The following is an 18469-nucleotide window of genomic DNA, read 5'->3' on the forward strand; positions in this document are numbered from 1 at the left end:
CGACGTTACTGCGGCTTGATGCCGGCTTCGCGCGTCACGCGTTTCCATTTCGCGATATCATCGCGCATCAGTGAGGCGAATTCATCCGGCGTGTTGCCGGCCGCCTCCAGGCCTTGATCCGCCAAAAACTTGGCTATTTCCGGCGTCTTTAGCGCTTCATTGACGACGCGGCTCAGTTGATCGACGATCGGCTTCGGCGTTTTCGCCGGCGCCAGCAGGCCGTTCCAGCCCGTCACCTCGTAGTCCGGCAGTCCTGCCTCGGCGATTGTCGGGATCTCCGGCGCGATAGCAAGACGCTGCGCCGTGCTGATGCCGAGCGCGCGGACGCTGCCGGCCTTGATCTGCGGCAGCGCCGTGATCGGCGTATCGAAAAAGGCCGCGACCTCGCCGGTCATCACGGCCTGCTGCGCTTGCGGCACGCCGCGATACGGCACATGCGTCATGTCGACTTTCGCGGTGAGCCGGAACAGTTCGCTGGCAAGATGCGCAAGGCTGCCGATGCCGACGGAGGCGTAGTTGAGGTTCTTCGACTTCGCGAGCGCGATGAATTCCTGCACATTCTTTGCCGGCGAGTCGTTCGGCACGAGCAGGATTTCGCTGACGCGCGTCACCATCGAGATCGGCGCAAAATCCTTCTCGCTGTCGTAGGGAAGTTTTTCGTAGAGCGCCGGATTGGCGGCGTGGCTCGGGAACACCATCAGCAGCGTGTAGCCGTCGGGCTCGGCTTGCGCGGCGGCTTGCGTGCCGACGATGCCGCCCGCGCCCGGTCGATTTTCGATCACGACAGGTTGAGCGAGCTTGTCGCTCATATGCTGAGCGACGCGGCGTGCAAGGATGTCCGTGATGCCGCCCGCGCCGGTCGGCACGATGATCTTGATCGTTCGCGCCGGATAATCCTGCGCATGCGCGAAAGTGCTGGCGCACAGCGCGAAGCAGGCGGCAAGACAGATTTGCAGCAATCGGGAAAACACGTTAGCCGTTCCTCTTTTTCTTCTTGTTGGCCGCGAGCTTAGCAAAGGCATCCGGCGCGCGACAGAAGCTAAGTGTCGCTGCATGGCAGAGCCGCCGCCGCGCGTGTTGCATGTCGCGGCGATTTTTGCCGACAATCATCTCCCGCCTGACGAGATTGCCGGAGAGATCGATGCCCTACGCCGCCGCCCACGACAAAACGCGCCTCTACTATGAGGAAGTCGGGTCAGGCACGCCGATCATCTTCGTGCACGAATTCGCCGCCGATTATGCGGGCTGGGAACCGCAGATGCGCTACTTCGCGCGCGGACACCGCTGCATCGCGTATTCGGCGCGCGGCTACACGCCGTCGGAAACTCCGAGTGGCGAAACTTTCCACTACGAGAATTTCCGCGACGACGCGCTTGCTGTGCTCGATCATCTCAAGATCGATCGCGCGCATTTCGTCGGGCTCTCGATGGGCGCTTATTCGTCGCTGCAGGTCGGGCTGCACCGGCCGGAGCGCGCGATTTCGTTGACGCTCGCCGGCGTCGGCTCCGGCTCAAGCGCCGAAACAAAGCACGTCGAAGATTTCCGCAAGAACTCAGCGCACCACGCGGAGCTTTATGAGCGCGAGGGCGCGGAATACATGGCGAATGTTTACGCGGAATCGCCCAACCGCATCTCCTTCGCCGTGAAAGACCCGCGCGGATACCAAGAGTTCATGGCAGCGCTGGCGCGGCATGATGCGCAGGGGTCTGCGCATACGCAACGCGGCTTCCAGGGCAAACGGCCATCAATCTTCGACTTCAAGGACAAGCTGCAGAAGCTGCAGGTGCCGACGCTGATCGTCTGCGGCGACGAGGACGACGCCTGCATCGAGCCGAGCCTGTTCCTCAAGCAGAGCATCCCGACATCCGGGCTGGCGATGTTCCCGAAGACCGGCCACGTCCTCAATCTGGAGGAAGCGGCGCTGTTCAACGAGACGGTCGAACGCTTCATCAAGCTCGCCGAGGCGGGCCGCTGGCCGGCCCGCGATCCGCGGTCAAAGAAGCCTGTTTGAGGCAAAAAGAGCTTGGCGCCGAGCCAAGCCCTTATCTTCTGTGCGAATGACGTCGAGGATCAATACTGCCCGTGGCAGTGTTTGAACTTCTTGCCGGAGCCGCACGGGCAAAGCTCGTTGCGGCCGACCTTGCCCCAGCTCGTCGGATCGTTCGGGTTGCGGTCCGCTGCCGCCGGGCCTTCCCAGCTGGCCGGACCGGTCGCGAGGGCGGCACTGGCGAAGGCCATCTCATTCTCGCCGGTCACCGGGTCGAGCTTCTGGGCCTCCATATAAGGAAGCTCCTGCGACTCTTGACCCTCTTCCGGCTGCTGCATGATCTCGACGCGCATGAGCTGGGCCGTAACGCCCTCGCGCATGCGCTGGATCATCGTCTCGAAGAGATGGAAGCTCTCCGACTTGTACTCGTTGAGAGGGTCGCGCTGTCCGTAACCGCGCAGGCCGATGACCTGGCGCAGATGTTCGAGCATGACGAGATGCTCGCGCCACAGTTGGTCCAGCGTCTGCAGAAGGATCGACTTCTCGACGTAGCGGATGACCTCCGGCCCCCACTGCGCGACCTTTGCGGCCATGTGCTCGTCGGCGGCGCGCTCGATGCGCGTGCGCAGCTCTTCGTCCGCGATGCCTTCTTCCTTTGCCCAATCGACGATCGGCAGATCGAGGCCGAGCACCTTGTCGACCTCGGCCTTGAGACCTTCGACATCCCACTGTTCCGGATAAGCATTCTCCGGCACGTGGCGCGTGACGATTTCGTCGATGACGTTATGGCGCATGTCCGACACCGTCTCGGTGACGGCTTCGTCGTTCATGAGATCGATGCGCTGGTCGAACACGACGCGACGCTGGTCGTTCATCACGTCGTCGTATTTCAGGATGTTCTTGCGGATGTCGAAGTTCCGCGCTTCGACCTTCTGCTGGGCCTTCGCGATCGACGCGTTGATCCAGCGATGCACTATCGCTTCGCCCTCTTTCAGGCCGAGCTTCTGCATCATGCCGTCGAGCCGGTCCGATCCGAAGATGCGCATCAGGTCGTCTTCGAGCGAGAGATAGAATTTCGAACGGCCCGGATCGCCCTGACGGCCGGAACGGCCGCGCAACTGGTTGTCGATGCGGCGCGATTCGTGGCGTTCGGTGCCGATGATGTAGAGGCCGCCCGGTGCTGCTTGCGTTTTCGCGGCGCGCGAACCCTTGGCGGGTTCGAGAATGATCTCCTCGCCGGCTTTCAGCACGACATCGCGGAAACGTCCGATTTCTTCGGTGATTTCGGCGACCTTGGCGGCGCGCTTGCCTTCGTCCTCGATGCCGGTGGCTTCCGCGGCGAGGCGCATGTCGAGGTTGCCGCCCAGCTTAATGTCGGTGCCGCGGCCCGCCATGTTGGTCGCGATCGTGATCGCGCCCGGCACGCCGGCCTCGGCAACGATGTAGGCTTCCTGTTCGTGGAATCGTGCGTTGAGCACCGCGAACTGCTTCGACGGCTTGCCGGCGCGCGCGGCCGTATAGAGCTTGTCGAGACCGCTCGCATCCGAGAAGTCGATCATCTTGTAGCCGTGCTCTTTCAGAAGCTCGGCAAGCAATTCGGACTTCTCGATCGACGCGGTGCCGACCAGCACCGGCTGCAGGCGCGCATGCGCGCGATCGATCTCGTCGATAACGGCTTTGTATTTCTCGCGCGCGGTCCGGTAGACCTCGTCGTCTTGGTCGAGACGCGAAACCTGAACGTTGGTCGGGATCTCGATCACTTCGAGTTTGTAGATGTCGATGAATTCGTCGGCTTCCGTCATCGCGGTGCCGGTCATGCCCGCAAGCTTCTTGTACATGCGGAAGTAATTTTGGAACGTAATCGACGCCAGCGTCTGGTTTTCCGGCTGGATCGGCTGATGTTCCTTGGCTTCGAGCGCTTGGTGCAGGCCTTCCGAGAAGCGGCGGCCCGGCATCATGCGGCCCGTGAACTCGTCGATGATGACGACCTCGTCGTTGCGCACGATGTAGTCCTTGTCGCGCTGGAACAGCTTGTGCGCGCGCAAGGCTTGATTGATGTGGTGGACGACGGTGACGTTCTCGATGTCGTAGAGCGACTCGGTCTTCAGCTGCTTTGCATCGCGCAGCGAGACTTCCATCTTCTCCATGCCGGCTTCGGTCAGCGCGACCGTGCGCTGCTTCTCGTCGACCTCGTAGTCGCCCTTGTCGAGCCTCGGGATGTAGGCGTCGATGATGTTATAGAATTCGGAACGGTCGTCGAGCGGGCCCGAGATGATGAGGGGCGTGCGCGCTTCGTCGATCAGGATCGAGTCGACTTCGTCGACGATGCCGAAGGCATGGCCGCGCTGGACCATGTCTTCAAGGCGATACTTCATATTATCGCGCAGATAATCGAAGCCGTATTCGTTGTTCGTGCCGTAGGTGATGTCGGCGGCGTAAGCGGCTTTGCGCTCCTCGTCGTCGAGCCCGTGCACGATGATGCCGAACGAAAGGCCGAGGAAGTTGTAGATCTGACCCATCCACTCGGCGTCGCGCTTGGCCAGGTAGTCGTTGACCGTGACGACATGCACGCCCTTGCCGGCGAGTGCGTTGAGATACACAGGAAGCGTCGCGACCAGCGTCTTGCCTTCGCCGGTCTTCATTTCCGAGATGCGGCCCTCGTGCAGCACCATGCCGCCGATCATCTGCACGTCGAAGTGGCGCTGCTTGAGCGTACGCTTGGCGGCTTCGCGAACGGTCGCGAAAGCCGGCACCAGGATGTCGTTCAGCGTCTTTCCGGCCGCGAGCTGGTCGCGGAACATCTGCGTGCGGGCGCGCAGGTCGGCATCCGACAGCGCCTCCAGCTCTTTCTCGAGCGCATTGATGGCGGCAACGCGCGAGTGGTAGGCCTTGACCTGCCGATCGTTAGAGGTGCCGAAAAGCCTGCGAAGGGCGGCGATCATGCCGAAAATTCCTTAAAAACCGGGTCGCCGCGAACACTTCGGTTCCGGGCGCAAGAGGAAGGGCGCCTCGGATCGACCGGGAATGCGGCACTTTCAGGGTCTGCACATGCAGATTCGAGCGCTTCGCCGGGGGCGAAGGCGCAAGCAGTGCAGAGATATGAGGGGGGTCCGACCTTGTCAATCGACCGTCGGCCGTCCAACTCTCGGCGCAATCACATTGCCAAACAGGGGCAATTGGGCGAGTGTCCGCGCCGAATGGCGAGGCCTCAATAAGGCTGCCGAAGGGATAATCACGATGCAGATAGTAGCAATGCGCGGCGTCGTCGCCGGGCTGATGGTTGCGGTCCTGCTGGCAGTTGCGCCGCAGGCCTCCGCGCAGACGGCGGCCGACCCGGTTGTCGCGCGCGTCAACGGCGTTGAAATCCGCCAAAGCGACCTCGCGGTTGTCGAGGAAGAGCTTGGCCAGAGCATGGCTCAGCTACCGCCGGAGCAGCGGCGCGAGTACTTGATCTCGCTGCTCATCGACACGGTCATTGTGTCGCAGGCGGCGGAAGCCAAGGGTTTCGCCAACTCGGAAGATTTCAAGCGCCGTCTCGCCTTCACGCGTAACCGCTTGCTGTCGGAAGGCTTGCTCAATCAGTCCGCCAAGGAAGCCGTGACGGAAGCGGCGCTGCGCCAGACTTACGAGGATGCCATCAAGCAGATGGGGACGGACGAGGAAGTCCACGCCCGTCACATTCTCTTCCGCGTCACCGACCCGAAGGACGAGAAGGCTTCGAAGGCCGCCGAGGACAAGGTCAAAGCCGTCATCGCGCGCCTGAAGAAGGGCGAAGACTTCGTCAAAATCGCCAGCGAGCTGACCGAGGACCCGTCCGGCAAGGAAAACGGCGGCGATCTCGGCTACTTCACCAAGGATCAGATGGTGCCGGAATTCTCCGATGTCGCCTTCAAGCTCGCCAAAGGTGCGGTCTCGGACCCGATCAAAACGCAGTTCGGCTGGCACGTCCTCAAAGTCGAGGACAAGCGGCAGAAGCCGGCGCCGGAATTCGACAAGGTGAAGGGTCAGCTTGAGCAATACGTCGTGCGCAAGGCGCAGAGCGACCTGGTTGCCAAGCTGCGCGCCGAAGCCAAGATCGAGAAAGTCGACGCTCCGGCAGCCCCCGCTGCTCCGGCAGCGCCGGCAGCGCCAGCAGCGCCGAAGTAACCTGGAGCATTTTCGAGTGAAGTGGACTTCGGTTCACGTCAAGAAAATGCGGCCATTCAAGAATCTATACACTTGTACAAATACCAATCGCCCTCGCGGAAGCGGGGGCGATTGCCGTTTGGGGCACTCTTGCATTCGCGCTCGATTGGTGAGAAAGCCCGCGCCGGGTTTTGCGTAGGCTGAGGTCGATCGCCGTCACGGCTTTGTCGCCTCGGCCTGCTTCTTCTGCGGGCATCATCATGGCAACGACGATCTCTCCCCTCGCTCCGAAAGAATACGCAACGCTGCCGCCGATCGCCGGCGTCAAGCTCGCGACCGCCGAAGCCGGCATTCGTTACAAAAACCGCACCGACGTCCTGCTCGCGACTTTCGACAAGGGCACGACTGTCGCCGGTGTGTTCACGAAGTCGAAGTGTCCGTCGGCGCCGGTCGAATGGTGTCGCGACAATCTCAAGGGCGGCAAGGTTCGCGCGCTCGTCGTCAACTCGGGCAACGCGAACGCTTTCACGGGCAAGAACGGCCGCGACTCGACCAAGCTCACCGCATCGATCGCCTCGAAGTCCGTCGGCTGCAAGGCGTCGGAAATTTTCCTCGCCTCGACCGGCGTGATCGGCGAGCCGCTCGACGCGACGAAATTCAACCGTGTCATGGATGGTCTTGTCGCCGGCGGAAAGAGCGATCTGTGGCAGGAAGCCGCCAAAGCGATCATGACCACCGACACGTTCCCGAAGGTCGCGACCGCGACCGCGAAGCTCGGCGACGCGACCGTAACGATCAACGGCATCGCCAAAGGCGCCGGCATGATCGCGCCCGACATGGCGACGATGCTGTCGTTCATCTTCACGGACGCGCCGCTGTCCGCCTCTGCGCTGCAGGGACTTCTCTCGAGCGGCGTCGAGGACACGTTCAACGCGGTGACGATCGACGGCGATACGTCGACGTCCGACACGCTGCTCGCTTTCGCGACCGGCGCTGCCGCCGAATACGGCGCGCCCGCTATCGCGCGCGCGAACGATCGCCGTTTGGTCGCGTTCCGTAAGGCTTTCCAAGCCGTGCTGGCAAATCTGGCCGAGCAAGTTGCACGCGACGGCGAAGGCGCGCGCAAGCTGGTCGAAATCATTGTCGAGGGCGCGAAGACCAAGCGCTCGGCGCGCAAGATCGCGATGTCGATTGCGAATTCACCGCTGGTAAAGACGGCGATCGCGGGCGAGGACGCGAACTGGGGCCGCGTCGTCATGGCCGTCGGCAAAGCCGGCGAGCCCGCCGATCGAGATAAGCTCTCGATCTGGTTCGGCGATACGCGCGTCGCGCATCGCGGCGCGCGCGATCCGGACTACGATGAGAAGCAGGTTTCGGCCTACATGAAGAATCCCGAAGTTACGCTGCGCGTCGGTCTCGGTCTCGGGCCGGGCCGCGATCGCGTCATGACGTGCGATCTCACCAAAGCTTACGTCGAGATCAACGGCGACTATCGCTCGTGAAGCTTCTTCTCGTCGTCGCGTGCGCGCTGATCGATGCGGACGGCCGCATCCTCATCGCGCAGCGGCCGGAAGGGAAGCAGCTCTCCGGCCTCTGGGAATTTCCCGGCGGTAAAGTCGATCCGGGTGAGCGGCCGGAGCAGACGCTGATCCGCGAATTGCGCGAAGAGCTCGGCCTCACGGTCGCCGAGCCGTGCCTTGCGCCGCTGACTTTCGCGAGCCATGCCTACGATGATTTCCATCTGTTGATGCCGCTTTACGTTTGCCGCCGTTGGGACGGCACGCCGAAGCCGCTCGAAGCGCAGAAGCTCGCGTGGGTGATGCCGAACAAGCTTCGCGACTACCCGATGCCGCCGGCCGATGAGCCGCTCATCCCGCATCTGATTGGGTTGCTGTAGTCAGTCGTGCGACGGCTTGGTTTGGCGCAAGCCCTTCACGCCGCTGCGGCGCTTCTTGCCCTCGAGACGCTTTTCCTTCGACGCCCGCGTCGGCTTCGTCGCTCGCCGCGCTTTCGGCACCACGCACGCTTCCTCGATCAGCGCGACCAAACGCTCGCGTGCGTCGGCGCGATTGCGCGCCTGATCGCGGAAGCGCTCCGCCGTGATGATGAGGACACCTTCGTTTGTGAGGCGGCTGCCGGCGAGTCGCATGAGCCGGACTGCGACGTCGTTCGGCAGCGAGCGAGAGCCGCGCACATTAAAGCGCAGCTGCACGGCACTCGAGACTTTGTTGACGTTTTGACCGCCGGGTCCCGACGAACGCACGAATGTCTCGTCGAGCTCGTCGTCCTGCAGCGTGATGCGGTCGTTGATGCGGATCATGCGCCGCAAAGTGGCGCGAGTTTGCGCCGGAGGCAAGTTGGGCCTGCGGCGCAGGCCCAACAAGTGTCGTGTTAGCGCAAGTTCCCACAGAAGCGCTGAATGCGCTTGCAGGCTTCCTCGAGATCCGACGTCGCCGTCGCATACGAGATGCGGAAGTTCGGCGCGAGGCCAAAGGCCGAGCCGTGCACCACCGCGACGCCTTCGGCCGTCAGCAGTTCGGTCGCGAACTCTTCGTCGTTCGAGATCACGCTGCCGGACGGCGCCTTCTTGCCGATGGCGCCCGCGCACGACGGATAGACGTAGAACGCACCATCCGGCGTCGGGCACTTGAGGCCGTTCGCCTGATTGAGCATCGAGACGACGAGGTCGCGTCGCTCCTTGAACACCTTGTTGTTGCGCGGGATGAAGTCCTGCGGACCATCCAGCGCTTCAACCGACGCCCACTGCGCGATCGCGTTCGGGTTCGTGGTCGACTGCGACTGCAGTGTGCCCATTGCCTTGATCAACTTCTCGGGGCCGGCCGCGTACCCGATACGCCAGCCCGTCATGCAATAGGCTTTCGAAACGCCGTTGAGCGTCAGCGTGCGATCGTAGAGCTGCGGCTCGACCTGAGCCGGTGTGAAGAACTCGAACTCGTCGTAGACAAGGTGCTCGTACATGTCGTCGGTCAGCACCCAGACATGCGGGTGCTTCACGAGCACATCGGTCAGCGCCTTGATCTCGGCCTTCGTATAGGCGGCTCCCGACGGGTTCGACGGTGAGTTGAAGATGAACCACTTCGTCTTCGGCGTGATCGCCTTTTCAAGGGCGGCCGCCGTGACCTTGAAGCCGTGTTCCATCGTGGTCATCACGGGAACGGGGGTCCCGCCCGCGAACAGCACGATGTCCGGATACGACACCCAGTAGGGCGCCGGGATGATGACTTCGTCGCCCGGGTTGATCGTCGCGACCAGCGCGTTGAACAGCACCTGCTTGCCGCCGGTGCCGACCGACACCTGGGAGCGCTTGTATTCGAGGCCGTTCTCGCGCTTGAACTTGCGCGTGATCGCGTCCTTCAGCTCCGGGATGCCGTCGACGGCCGTGTACTTGGTCTTGCCGTTGCGCAGGGCGCGGATCGCGGCTTCCTTGATATTCTCGGGCGTATCGAAGTCCGGCTCGCCGGCTGCGAGGCCGATGACGTTCTGGCCGTCCGCTTTCATCTGCGCCGCTTTGTTCGAAATCGCGATCGTCGGCGACGGCTTGATGCGTGAAAGGGCTTCGGCAAGGAACGACATTTGGGTCTCCGTGACGCCCCGTTTCTCGGGGCACCACGTCGTAATCCTCGTCGGCGCGCGCCACAAGGCAGAAACGCTGATAAAATCGATGAAACTTGCTGATGCGCCGATCTTCTGCGGTCGGATTTACGCAAAGGAAAGACCGATATCCTAGCTTCACGGCCTCGGGAGCCGTGATGAGCAACGATTGGACACGATTGCGGGTTTTGGACACGCTGGCCTGGGCCATCGTAGGCCTCGTGGCACTGTGCATCCTGGCAGCCGTTGCAGGGCCTTTTCGAGCTGAGTGGAAGGGCTTCCTGCCGCCGGTCGTGACTGGCGTCATCTTGAGCCTTGGAGCTGCGTACTACAGCCGCCGCGAAGAGCACGGAATCTCGTCGGCGTTGAGCGGTACCGCACTCATGGTCTGCTTTTCGGCCGTGGCGATCCCGCTGTCCTATGTCGTTGCCAGTTTCGGCGGCGCTGCCCACGATCAGGCTTTGGTGTCGGCGGATCGAGCACTCGGCTTTGACTGGCGCGCGACCTACACCTGGATTGCCGCGCGTCCCGTCCTCCAGCTCGCCTTGGAGCTTGGTTATTCGAGCCTCATCCCGCAGACGATCGTTTGCGTTCTCATTCTCGCATTCACGGGCCATCTCGTTCGCTTGCGCATTTTCATCCTGGCTTTCATGATTTCCGGCGTTGCGACGATCGCGATCTCGGGGCTCTTTCCTGCCGAGGGCATCTGGCACGCCTACGGCATCTATTCGGCTGGGCCGAACGGCGCGATGCCCACTCTTGCAGATTTGCCGAATGATTTTCGTGTGCTCTACGAGCTTCGCCACGGCCTTTTACGCACGCTAGCCGCCTCGAACGGCGAAGGCATCATTTCGTTTCCGAGCTACCACACGTGCCTCGGCGTCCTGTTCGCGACGGCGCTCTGGCCGGTCCGCTACGTTCGCTGGATCGGCGTCGTGATCAACGGACTTCTGATCGCATCGGTCCCGGTGATCGGAAATCACTATTTCGTCGACGTCCCGGCCGGGATCGCCGTCGCAGCCGCGACCTGGTTTGCCGTGAGCGTCGTCGTCACGCGCGTGCTGCGCTCCGGCGAAACCGCAATGCTGGTTCCCAAAAGCATCTGACTGCCCTGCCTGGACAGGGCGAGCCGACGTAACCACATTCGGGGTCCCGCCAACCGGAATCCCGCCCCATGATCGATCTGCATTATTGGACGACGCCAAACGGCCATAAGGTCACGATCTTCCTCGAAGAAACCGGAACGCCGTATCGCATCATCCCGGTGAACATCGGCAAGGGCGAGCAATTTAAGCCCGAATTCCTGGCGATCTCGCCGAACAACCGTATTCCGGCACTGCTCGACACCGACACGAAAATCTCGGTTTTCGAATCCGGCGCGATGCTGGTCTATCTCGCCGAGAAGACCGGAAAATTCCTGCCGACCGATGCCGCCGCGCGCGCCGACGTGATGCAGTGGTTGTTCTGGCAGATGGGCGGACTTGGCCCGATGGCCGGACAGAACCATCACTTCAAGGTCTACGCGAAGGACAAGATCCAGTACGCGATCGATCGCTACTTGAATGAGACAAACAGGCTCTACGGCGTGCTCAACAAGCGCCTCGCGGATCGCGAATTCGTCGCCGGCGAATACTCGATCGCCGACATGGCGTCCTATCCGTGGATCGTTCCGTGGAAACGCCAAGGTCAGGACCTCAACGAGTTTCCGCATCTCAAGCGCTGGTTCGAAGTGATCCAGGCTCGGCCTGCCGTGCAGAAAGCGTATGCGCTCGCCAAGGAGGTCAACCCGGACTACGGCGTGCCGATGAGCGATGAGGCCAAGAAGATCATGTTCGGCCAGACCGCCGCGAAACTCGGCCTCGCGGGCTGAGCCGTGAAATCGCTGCCCAACATCCGCGCCTGCGTCTTCGACGCTTACGGTACTTTGTTCGACTACGCATCCGCGGCCGAAAAATGCCGCGATGCGCTCGGCGATAAATTCGCGGCCTTCACGGGCGCGTGGCGCGATCGTCAGCTGCAGTACACGTGGCTGCGATCGATGCAGGGACGTCACGCCGATTTCTGGCAAGTCACCGGCGATGCGCTCGATCACACGATGGAGACGCTCGGCATCGACGACGCGAAGCTGTGCGAACGCTTGATGCAGCTCTATCTTGAACTCGACGCGTTTCCGGAAGTGCCGGAAACGCTGCGGCGCTTGAAACAAGCCGGCATGCGCACCGCGATCCTCTCCAACGGCACGCCGAAGATGCTCGACGCGATCGTGACGAAGGCCGGCATCGGCGATCTACTCGACGACGTGTTGTCGGTCGAAGACGTAGGCGTATTCAAGACCGATCCGCGCGTCTACCAGCTCGCGCTCGATCGTCTCGGTTTGAAGGCGGACGAGATCAGCTTCCAGTCCTCCAACGGCTGGGACGCTTGGGCCGCGTCCGCGTTCGGCATGCGCGTCGTCTGGTGCAATCGCTACGGGCAGAAGCTTGAGCGCATGCCCGGCAAACCGGACTTCATCGTCAAATCCCTCGCCGAACTGCCCGCTATCGTCGGCGTCTGATTTGGCAGCGGTCGTGCTCTCGGCTATGCGATGCGCATGACCGCGACCACAACAAGCGCACCAACAACATCGCGCAATGCCGCAACCCTCGTCGGCTTCGTCGCGGTTCTGTTGTGGTCGTGCCTCGCGTTTCTGACCGCGCTGTCCGGCAAGATGCCGCCGTTCCAACTGGCCGCCGTGACCTTCGCGCTCGGCGGCGGAATGGGCGCCGTGAGCTGGCTGTTCCGCCGCGGCGCTGCCCGCGCGCTCGTGCAGCCGTGGCAAGTCTGGCTGCTCGGCATCTCCGGATTGTTCGGCTATCACGCACTCTACTTCTTCGCGCTGCGCTCCGCGCCGCCGGCCGAAGCGGGGCTCATCAACTATCTCTGGCCGCTGCTGATCGTGCTGCTCTCCTCGTTCCTGCCGAACGAGCATTTGCGCTGGCATCACGTCGCCGGCGCGCTGCTCGGGCTCGCCGGAACGATCGTGTTGTTTTCCGGCGGCAAGGGCTTCGTCATCAAGCCCGAATACGTTCCGGGCTTCGTTGCGGCGTTTATCGCGGCGTTCGTCTGGTCGACCTACTCCGTCATGTCGCGCCGCTTCGCCGCCGTGCCGACAGACGCTGTCGTCGGCTTCTGCCTCGTCACGGCATTTCTTGCCGCAATTTGTCACCTCGCGTTCGAGCAGACCGTTTGGCCGCAGACCTTCACCGAATGGCTCGCCGTGATCGCGCTCGGCTTCGGGCCGATCGGGATTGCGTTCTACACCTGGGACTTCGGCGTCAAGCGCGGCGACATCCGCGTGCTCGGCGCCTTGTCCTACTGCGCGCCCGTGCTCTCGACCGGACTTCTGATCCTCACCGGATTCGCGACCGCGACGCCGCAGATCCTGTTCGCGACACTGCTGATTGCAGGCGGCGGCTTCCTCGCCGCGAAGGATATGTTGCGGCGCGGCTAAGTGGCCTGTCCGCGCGGCTTGCCAAATCCATCCAGTCGCGCCACCATCGATGCGTAGAGCGTTGGAATCGTTAGAATTGCTTGAACACATCCGAGTCCAGCGCTGCCTTGAGCGGGGAAGGCGAGCATGAAAACGGTTCTGGTTCCGACCGAAAAAAGCGACCTGATGAGCGCTACTCTCGAAACCGCGCTCAAATTCGCCAAACGCTACGATAGTTATCTCGAGGGCTTTGCGCTGCGCGCCGCGATCTCCGATTTCGTCGCGGCCGATCTGATCGTCGCCGACGCTTGGGCCGTTGCCGAGACGCGCGACGTCGAACTCGCGAAGGAAGCCCGCACGCTGTTCGAAGGCTTCATGCAGCAGCACAACGTGCCGCCGCGCGCCGGCGACAAAGGTGGCTTTTCGTATGGCTGGACCGAAGCGGACGCCGCGCGCGACGCTTTCGTTGGATCGTATGGCCGCGTGTTCGACATCATCGTATTCGGCCGCCCTGGTTCTTATCCGGCCGGCGCGTCGATGGCCGCGGTCGAAGCCGCGTTGTTCGAAGCCGGTCGCCCGATCCTGATCGCACCGCCGAAAGCGCCGGCCTCGATCGGCGACAACATCGTCATTGCGTGGAACCGCTCGACCGAAACCGCGCGTTGCGTCGCGCTGGCGATGCCGCTTCTGCATCAAGCAAAGAAGGTCACCGTGCTCAACGTCTCGGGCGGCATGGTGCCGGGTCCGGAGGGCGAAGACCTCGCGCGCACGCTGCGCCTCAACGGCATCGAGACCGGCGTCGTCTCGGTCGACAGTGCGGGCCGCAATCCCGGCGAAGTGATGCTCTCCGAAGCGACGAAGCTCAATTGCGATCTGATGATCAAGGGCGCCTATACGCAGAGCCGCTTGCGTCAGATGATCTTCGGCGGCGCCACCAGCCACATTCTGGCGAAGACCGAAATGCCGGTGTTCATGGCGAACTAGGCGGCACGAAACCGTCAGCTGCCATCTCGAAACAAAATCCGTCATGGTGAGGAGCGACCGCAGGTCGCGTCTCGAACCACGACGGCCCCCTGTGATGCCGCGATCTCCGGCCGTCGTCCTTCGAGACGGCTGTGTCGGCTTCGCCGACATGCGCCTCCTCAGGATGACGGATTGGCGTCCGAGCCAAATGGCGTAAAACCCTCCTCTGCCATCTCGAAGCCCGCGAAATCAAAGCCCGGCGCCACCGTGCAGCCGACCAGCGTCCAGTCGCCGAGGCTTTCCGCATCCTGCCACGCATGCGCCGGAACGACGGCCTGCGGCCGCTCCCCCGCCGCGAGATCGTTGCCGAGCACGGCCCGCGTCAGCGCGCCGTTTTCCTCGTAACGCAGGGCCAGCGGCGCGCCCGCATAGTAGTGCCAGGCCTCCGCCGCATCGACGCGATGCCAACGCGAGCGTTCGCCGCGCGCGAGGAGAAAATAGATCGCGGTCGACGCTGCGCGACCGCTCGTAAGAGCGGCGGCATCGCGGAATGTCTCGCGAAAATGCCCGCCCTCCGGATGCGGCTTCAAATCCAGCATCCGGATGATGGCGTCTGCCGATAGCTCAACCGCGGAAATTGTTCTTCCCCTCGCGGACTTTCGCGAACACCTCGGCGGCGGGCTTGCCCGCCATGCCGACACCGGCGGCGACCTCCGGCATATCGGCGCGCAGGAACGGGTTCGCGGCTTTCTCGGCGCCGAGTTTCACCGGCAACGTGGCACGGCCGGCGCGGCGCTGTGCGTCGACTTCCTCGGCGCGTGCGAGCAGCGCCTTGTTGTTCGGCTCGACCGTCTTCGCGAACGCGATGTTCGACGCCGTATATTCGTGGCCGCAGTAAATCTCGGTGTCGTCCGGCAATGCGCGGAGCTTCAACAGCGACTCCCACATCATCGTCGGCGTGCCCTCGATGACGCGGCCGCAGCCGATCGAGAACAGCGTGTCGCCGACGAAAGCGAGCTTGTCGGCATCGAACCAATACGAGATGTGACCGGCGGTGTGGCCGGGCGTCTCGATCACCTTGCCGGTGAGATTGCCGACCTTCACGGTGTCGCCTTCCGCAACCGTCACGTCGACGTCCTTGATCTTCGCGATCTCGGCCTTCGGCGCGGTGACTTTGCAGCCATACTTGTCCTTCAGCGCCTTGACGCCGTCCGTATGGTCGGCGTGATGGTGCGTGATGAGGATATCGGTGAGCTTCCAGCCGGTGCGCTGCAGCGCGGTTTCGACCGCGGCGGCCTCCGGCGCGTCGATCGCGGCGGTGGCGCCGGTTGCGTCATCGTGCAGCAGCACGCCGAAGTTATCTTGCAGGCAAGCGAATTGGTAAGTTTTTGCAGACATCTGGAACGTTCTTTATGTTTTTTGGGATAGCTGAAGGCTAGCACGGTCGTTCGTGCGTCAAAACCCCGGATGAGTTGATGTCTCTCGACGTCGTCGATCTGCGGAACTTCTACACGCAGCCGCTCGGCAAGGTGGCGCGGCGGACGCTGGGCCGTGCGCTGCGCAAATACTGGACGGAGACGCAGGGCCAGCGCATCGCCGGCATCGGTTACACGACGCCGTATCTCGGCCTGTTCCGTGACGAAGCGGAGCGTTGCCTGTCCTTCATGCCGGCCGCGCAAGGCGTGATGAAGTGGCCGACCGCGCGGCCGCAGCTCACCGCGCTTGCCGACGAACTCGAACTGCCGCTCGGCGACAACGCGATGGACCGCGTGCTGATCGTCCACGCGCTCGAAATGTCGCATGACGCGATCTCGCTGCTGCGCGAGGTATGGCGCGTTCTCGGCGGCGGCGGAAAAATCCTTGTCGTGGTGCCGAACCGGCGCGGCATCTGGGCGCGCACCGACACGACGCCGTTCGGCCACGGCCGCCCGTATTCGCGCTCGCAGATCACGCAGCTGATGCGCGAAGCCTCCTTCACGCCGACCGGCTGGACCGAGGCGCTGTATGTTCCGCCCGTGGCGCGCAACTGGTTCCTGCGCTCCGCGCCTGCGTGGGAGACGACCGGCCGCGCGCTCGCCGCGCCGTTCGCGGGCGTGCATATCGTCGAGGCCGTGAAGCAGATTTATCGCCCGATCCCGGCGCGCAAGGAGCGCCGCCGCCTGGTGCCGGCGCTCGAGCCCGCCCTCGCGCCGTCGCCCGGCAGCGCGCGCGTTTAAGCGCATTCGTCGTCGTCCTCCACCGCGTCGCCCGCCACCGCGTCGATGCCCCACGGCTGCTTGGCCATCTGGCGCCACGGCAGCAGCGTCGAGCCGCCGTCCGCGAGGCGCGTGTAGAGCTCGCGCCAGAAATCGAGATCGCCTGTCGTTCTGACATAGGTGCGCACGCACTCGCGGCTTTCCGGCGCCGCGCAACTTTTTGCGCGCCGGCATTCCGCGCGCGGGCAGAGTTCGAACAGGCGGTGCTCGTCGCTGAACGCCGTGTAAGCCTGCGCGTAGAGTTGGAATTCGCGAATGAGGTTTTTGTAATCGGCCCGGCTCATTCCGGGCTCGCGCGGCGGCAATCGCATAGCGGTCTCCTCAATGGTTAGAAAAATCGATGGTTTGAAAAATCGGTGGTTTGAAATCGATGTGTGAAAAGTCATGCCGGAACGATCTCGCGGGGCATTTCGCCCCCGAGCTATACGGCGCGAGCCTCGCGCCGGGCCGGTCTTGGACAGACCGGGGGAGGGTGGAGCGCCGGGAAGCGCAAACACACTCCGCTGCCGCGACGCGGGCCTTTCGGACCGCATCGCTTCGGGCTGCGGCATCGCGCGGAATACGCCGCGCGCTCGCCTCCCGACGCTCCACCACGGTTCTTAAGCGGAACACGTCCGCCGCGGTTCGGGCCGCGCTTCGCGACGCGCCGCTTTGCGGCGCGCCCTCAAGCCAGCTCCTGGCATCCCGGTCGTAATGCCGGGAGGGCGGAGCCCCGAACCGCCCGAGTGCGGGGTTACGAATCCCGCCCGCAGGCACCGTCCCTTGGCCCATCTCGCGAACGTCTCCGGAAGACGTCCCCCGTGGCCTCGGGTGTGCAGAAGATGCGGGAGTTAGGAATTTATGTCAAGGAATATCTTCTTCAAGCCGCTTCATGGTGTCGCGCGAACCGATGCGTGTCGGAAGTGTAATAGGCTTATCGAGCAAAGCGCCTGACGCATCGTTTAATACGATAACCTCGATTTCCACACCCTCATATGCGGCCGGAAGTAACTCCGGCGGATAGGTTATAATCATGAGTTAGTCGATTCGCAGGAGTGGACCATGAGCCGAACGCAGTATTTCGTCGTACATCACGAAGGTCAGTGGAAAGTTAAGTTGAACGGGACGCATTACGGCCCGTATAACTCACAGGCAGCCGCTGCCCGCGCCGCTGTTGACGCCGCTCACAAGGCTGGTGATCAGGGATATGACGCTCAAGTTTTGGTGCAGGGACAAAATAATCAATTCCGAACGGAGTGGACTTATGGCAACGATCCGTATCCGCCTCGTGGCTGACTAATTCAGTTTCCAATTTTGATTAGCGAGCTGAATGCGCTGTCATTTCAATCGTCAAATGCGCGGCTTCGAAAAGCCGCAGAGCATCCTTGCCAACATCTTCTCGTTTGCTCCGCCTAATCGGATAATTCTTGGTGGCTTTATCTAAAGCAAAGCGAAAACATCGCCTGAACACATTATTCGAGCGCATCGGAGATATAGCTGTCTCGTGGGCTTTTTTAGAAGCAGGGATAGACGGGTGCATCTATCAGATGCATCAAAGGTGGGGCGGCAAATCAGTGATGGCGACGATCCCGCTGCGTTCTTTTGAGCGGAAGGTGAAATATCTTCGAGGATGGCATTCATCCGATACGCGCTGGCAGATTCTGTTTCCGGATTTTGACGAGACTATTGATCGCATCGAGCGGATGAGCAGTGACCGCCATCGACTCATTCATGGAGCAATCAAAAACTTGCCCGAATACGAAGACGACGGATTCATCGTCCTGCGCCGAACTTTAGAGATGAACGGCGATAAGACGACCTTCGAGGAGGCTAACTATAACCTGGCTGCCATACGAGGATTTCGGCGCGATATCGTGCTCACCGCAACCTTCCTTGGACAGTTTGCATCCATTCTAGCGGGTCATGCTGATTAGTCGGCGAAAAGTATCCCCGCGACGTCCAGCCGGTTTCTCGGCGGATAGCTTCCATAGCCACCGCACCGCAAAAATTCCCCACCTCCCTACCGGAACTTTGAACCGGTAGAATCATTGCTACGACATAGAGTGGTTAACAGAGTGT

General features: G+C 62.4%; 20 protein-coding genes. 12 read left to right on the forward strand and 8 right to left on the reverse strand.

The window, feature by feature from the left end; genetic code table 11:
* Positions 1-5: 5 nt before the first annotated feature.
* Positions 6-971 carry a Bug family tripartite tricarboxylate transporter substrate binding protein gene (locus GJW30_RS04285; protein ID WP_157746686.1) on the reverse strand — a complete coding sequence of 322 codons (966 nt, stop codon included), beginning with the start codon at positions 969-971 and terminating at the stop codon, positions 6-8.
* A gap of 170 nt (positions 972-1141) precedes the next feature.
* Here GJW30_RS04285 and GJW30_RS04290 point away from each other — a divergent pair, with 170 nt between their 5' ends.
* A complete protein-coding gene (locus tag GJW30_RS04290) occupies positions 1142-2011 on the forward strand; it encodes an alpha/beta fold hydrolase (protein ID WP_096352078.1) in 870 nt (289 codons plus the stop codon).
* A gap of 59 nt (positions 2012-2070) precedes the next feature.
* Here GJW30_RS04290 and secA read toward each other — a convergent pair whose 3' ends face one another.
* Complete coding sequence (gene secA, locus GJW30_RS04295) at positions 2071-4929, reverse strand: preprotein translocase subunit SecA (protein ID WP_096352081.1); 2859 nt, start codon at positions 4927-4929, stop codon at positions 2071-2073.
* A 295-nt stretch (positions 4930-5224) separates the two neighbouring features.
* Between secA and GJW30_RS04300 the strand changes: the two genes are divergently transcribed.
* From GJW30_RS04300 to GJW30_RS04310, 3 genes are all read left to right on the forward strand, one after another.
* Positions 5225-6133, forward strand: coding sequence for a peptidylprolyl isomerase (locus GJW30_RS04300; RefSeq protein WP_245408653.1), 909 nt, complete (start codon positions 5225-5227; stop codon positions 6131-6133).
* A gap of 239 nt (positions 6134-6372) precedes the next feature.
* On the forward strand, positions 6373-7614 hold the full coding sequence (argJ, locus tag GJW30_RS04305) for a bifunctional glutamate N-acetyltransferase/amino-acid acetyltransferase ArgJ (protein WP_096352084.1): 1242 nt from the start codon (positions 6373-6375) through the stop codon (positions 7612-7614).
* Complete coding sequence (locus GJW30_RS04310) at positions 7611-8009, forward strand: (deoxy)nucleoside triphosphate pyrophosphohydrolase (protein ID WP_165391605.1); 399 nt, start codon at positions 7611-7613, stop codon at positions 8007-8009. Before argJ ends, GJW30_RS04310 begins: the two co-directional genes overlap by 4 nt.
* On the opposite strand, the gene arfB is transcribed toward GJW30_RS04310, so the two are convergent.
* A complete protein-coding gene (gene arfB, locus GJW30_RS04315) occupies positions 8010-8432 on the reverse strand; it encodes an alternative ribosome rescue aminoacyl-tRNA hydrolase ArfB (protein ID WP_096352089.1) in 423 nt (140 codons plus the stop codon). It lies immediately after the preceding gene.
* A 71-nt stretch (positions 8433-8503) separates the two neighbouring features.
* Complete coding sequence (locus tag GJW30_RS04320) at positions 8504-9706, reverse strand: pyridoxal phosphate-dependent aminotransferase (RefSeq protein ID WP_096352092.1); 1203 nt, start codon at positions 9704-9706, stop codon at positions 8504-8506.
* Between the two features lie 176 nt (positions 9707-9882).
* On the opposite strand from GJW30_RS04320, the gene GJW30_RS04325 reads away from it, so the two are divergent.
* The 5 genes from GJW30_RS04325 to GJW30_RS04345 all read left to right on the forward strand — a co-directional run bounded on the left by GJW30_RS04325 (position 9883) and on the right by GJW30_RS04345 (position 14177).
* Positions 9883-10830: a phosphatase PAP2 family protein gene (locus GJW30_RS04325; protein WP_157746687.1), complete on the forward strand. Its 948-nt coding sequence runs from the start codon at positions 9883-9885 to the stop codon at positions 10828-10830.
* A gap of 68 nt (positions 10831-10898) precedes the next feature.
* A complete protein-coding gene (locus GJW30_RS04330; protein ID WP_096352098.1) occupies positions 10899-11594 on the forward strand; it encodes a glutathione S-transferase N-terminal domain-containing protein in 696 nt (231 codons plus the stop codon).
* A gap of 3 nt (positions 11595-11597) precedes the next feature.
* Positions 11598-12278 (forward strand): haloacid dehalogenase type II, encoded by a 681-nt coding sequence (locus tag GJW30_RS04335; RefSeq protein WP_096352101.1) that lies wholly within the window; start codon positions 11598-11600, stop codon positions 12276-12278.
* Between the two features lie 36 nt (positions 12279-12314).
* Positions 12315-13214: an aromatic amino acid exporter YddG gene (yddG, locus tag GJW30_RS04340; RefSeq protein ID WP_096358652.1), complete on the forward strand. Its 900-nt coding sequence runs from the start codon at positions 12315-12317 to the stop codon at positions 13212-13214.
* 126 nt (positions 13215-13340) lie between these two features.
* Positions 13341-14177, forward strand: coding sequence for a universal stress protein (locus GJW30_RS04345; RefSeq protein WP_096352103.1), 837 nt, complete (start codon positions 13341-13343; stop codon positions 14175-14177).
* A 158-nt stretch (positions 14178-14335) separates the two neighbouring features.
* Here GJW30_RS04345 and GJW30_RS04350 read toward each other — a convergent pair whose 3' ends face one another.
* Together GJW30_RS04350 and gloB are read right to left on the reverse strand one after the other, a co-directional pair.
* On the reverse strand, positions 14336-14755 hold the full coding sequence (locus tag GJW30_RS04350; protein WP_096352106.1) for a cupin domain-containing protein: 420 nt from the start codon (positions 14753-14755) through the stop codon (positions 14336-14338).
* A 25-nt stretch (positions 14756-14780) separates the two neighbouring features.
* Positions 14781-15554 (reverse strand): hydroxyacylglutathione hydrolase, encoded by a 774-nt coding sequence (gloB, locus tag GJW30_RS04355; RefSeq protein ID WP_096352109.1) that lies wholly within the window; start codon positions 15552-15554, stop codon positions 14781-14783.
* 77 nt (positions 15555-15631) lie between these two features.
* Here gloB and GJW30_RS04360 point away from each other — a divergent pair, with 77 nt between their 5' ends.
* A complete protein-coding gene (locus GJW30_RS04360) occupies positions 15632-16372 on the forward strand; it encodes a class I SAM-dependent methyltransferase (RefSeq protein WP_096352111.1) in 741 nt (246 codons plus the stop codon).
* Here the strand turns inward: GJW30_RS04360 and GJW30_RS04365 are convergent.
* Together GJW30_RS04365 and GJW30_RS22525 are read right to left on the reverse strand one after the other, a co-directional pair.
* On the reverse strand, positions 16369-16722 hold the full coding sequence (locus tag GJW30_RS04365) for a hypothetical protein (protein ID WP_096352113.1): 354 nt from the start codon (positions 16720-16722) through the stop codon (positions 16369-16371). The two genes, GJW30_RS04360 and GJW30_RS04365, sit on opposite strands and share 4 nt — an antisense overlap.
* Before the next feature lie 532 nt (positions 16723-17254).
* A complete protein-coding gene (locus GJW30_RS22525) occupies positions 17255-17425 on the reverse strand; it encodes a hypothetical protein (protein ID WP_157746688.1) in 171 nt (56 codons plus the stop codon).
* Positions 17426-17452: 27 nt separating this feature from the next.
* Here GJW30_RS22525 and GJW30_RS04370 point away from each other — a divergent pair, with 27 nt between their 5' ends.
* A complete protein-coding gene (locus tag GJW30_RS04370) occupies positions 17453-17686 on the forward strand; it encodes a DUF2188 domain-containing protein (RefSeq protein WP_096352115.1) in 234 nt (77 codons plus the stop codon).
* 134 nt (positions 17687-17820) lie between these two features.
* Positions 17821-18324, forward strand: coding sequence for a hypothetical protein (locus tag GJW30_RS04375; RefSeq protein WP_130364746.1), 504 nt, complete (start codon positions 17821-17823; stop codon positions 18322-18324).
* The last annotated feature ends 145 nt before the right edge of the window (positions 18325-18469 follow it).

Origin of the sequence: Variibacter gotjawalensis, assembly GCF_002355335.1 — a bacterium.
In the GTDB taxonomy this organism is placed as follows: domain Bacteria; phylum Pseudomonadota; class Alphaproteobacteria; order Rhizobiales; family Xanthobacteraceae; genus Variibacter; species Variibacter gotjawalensis.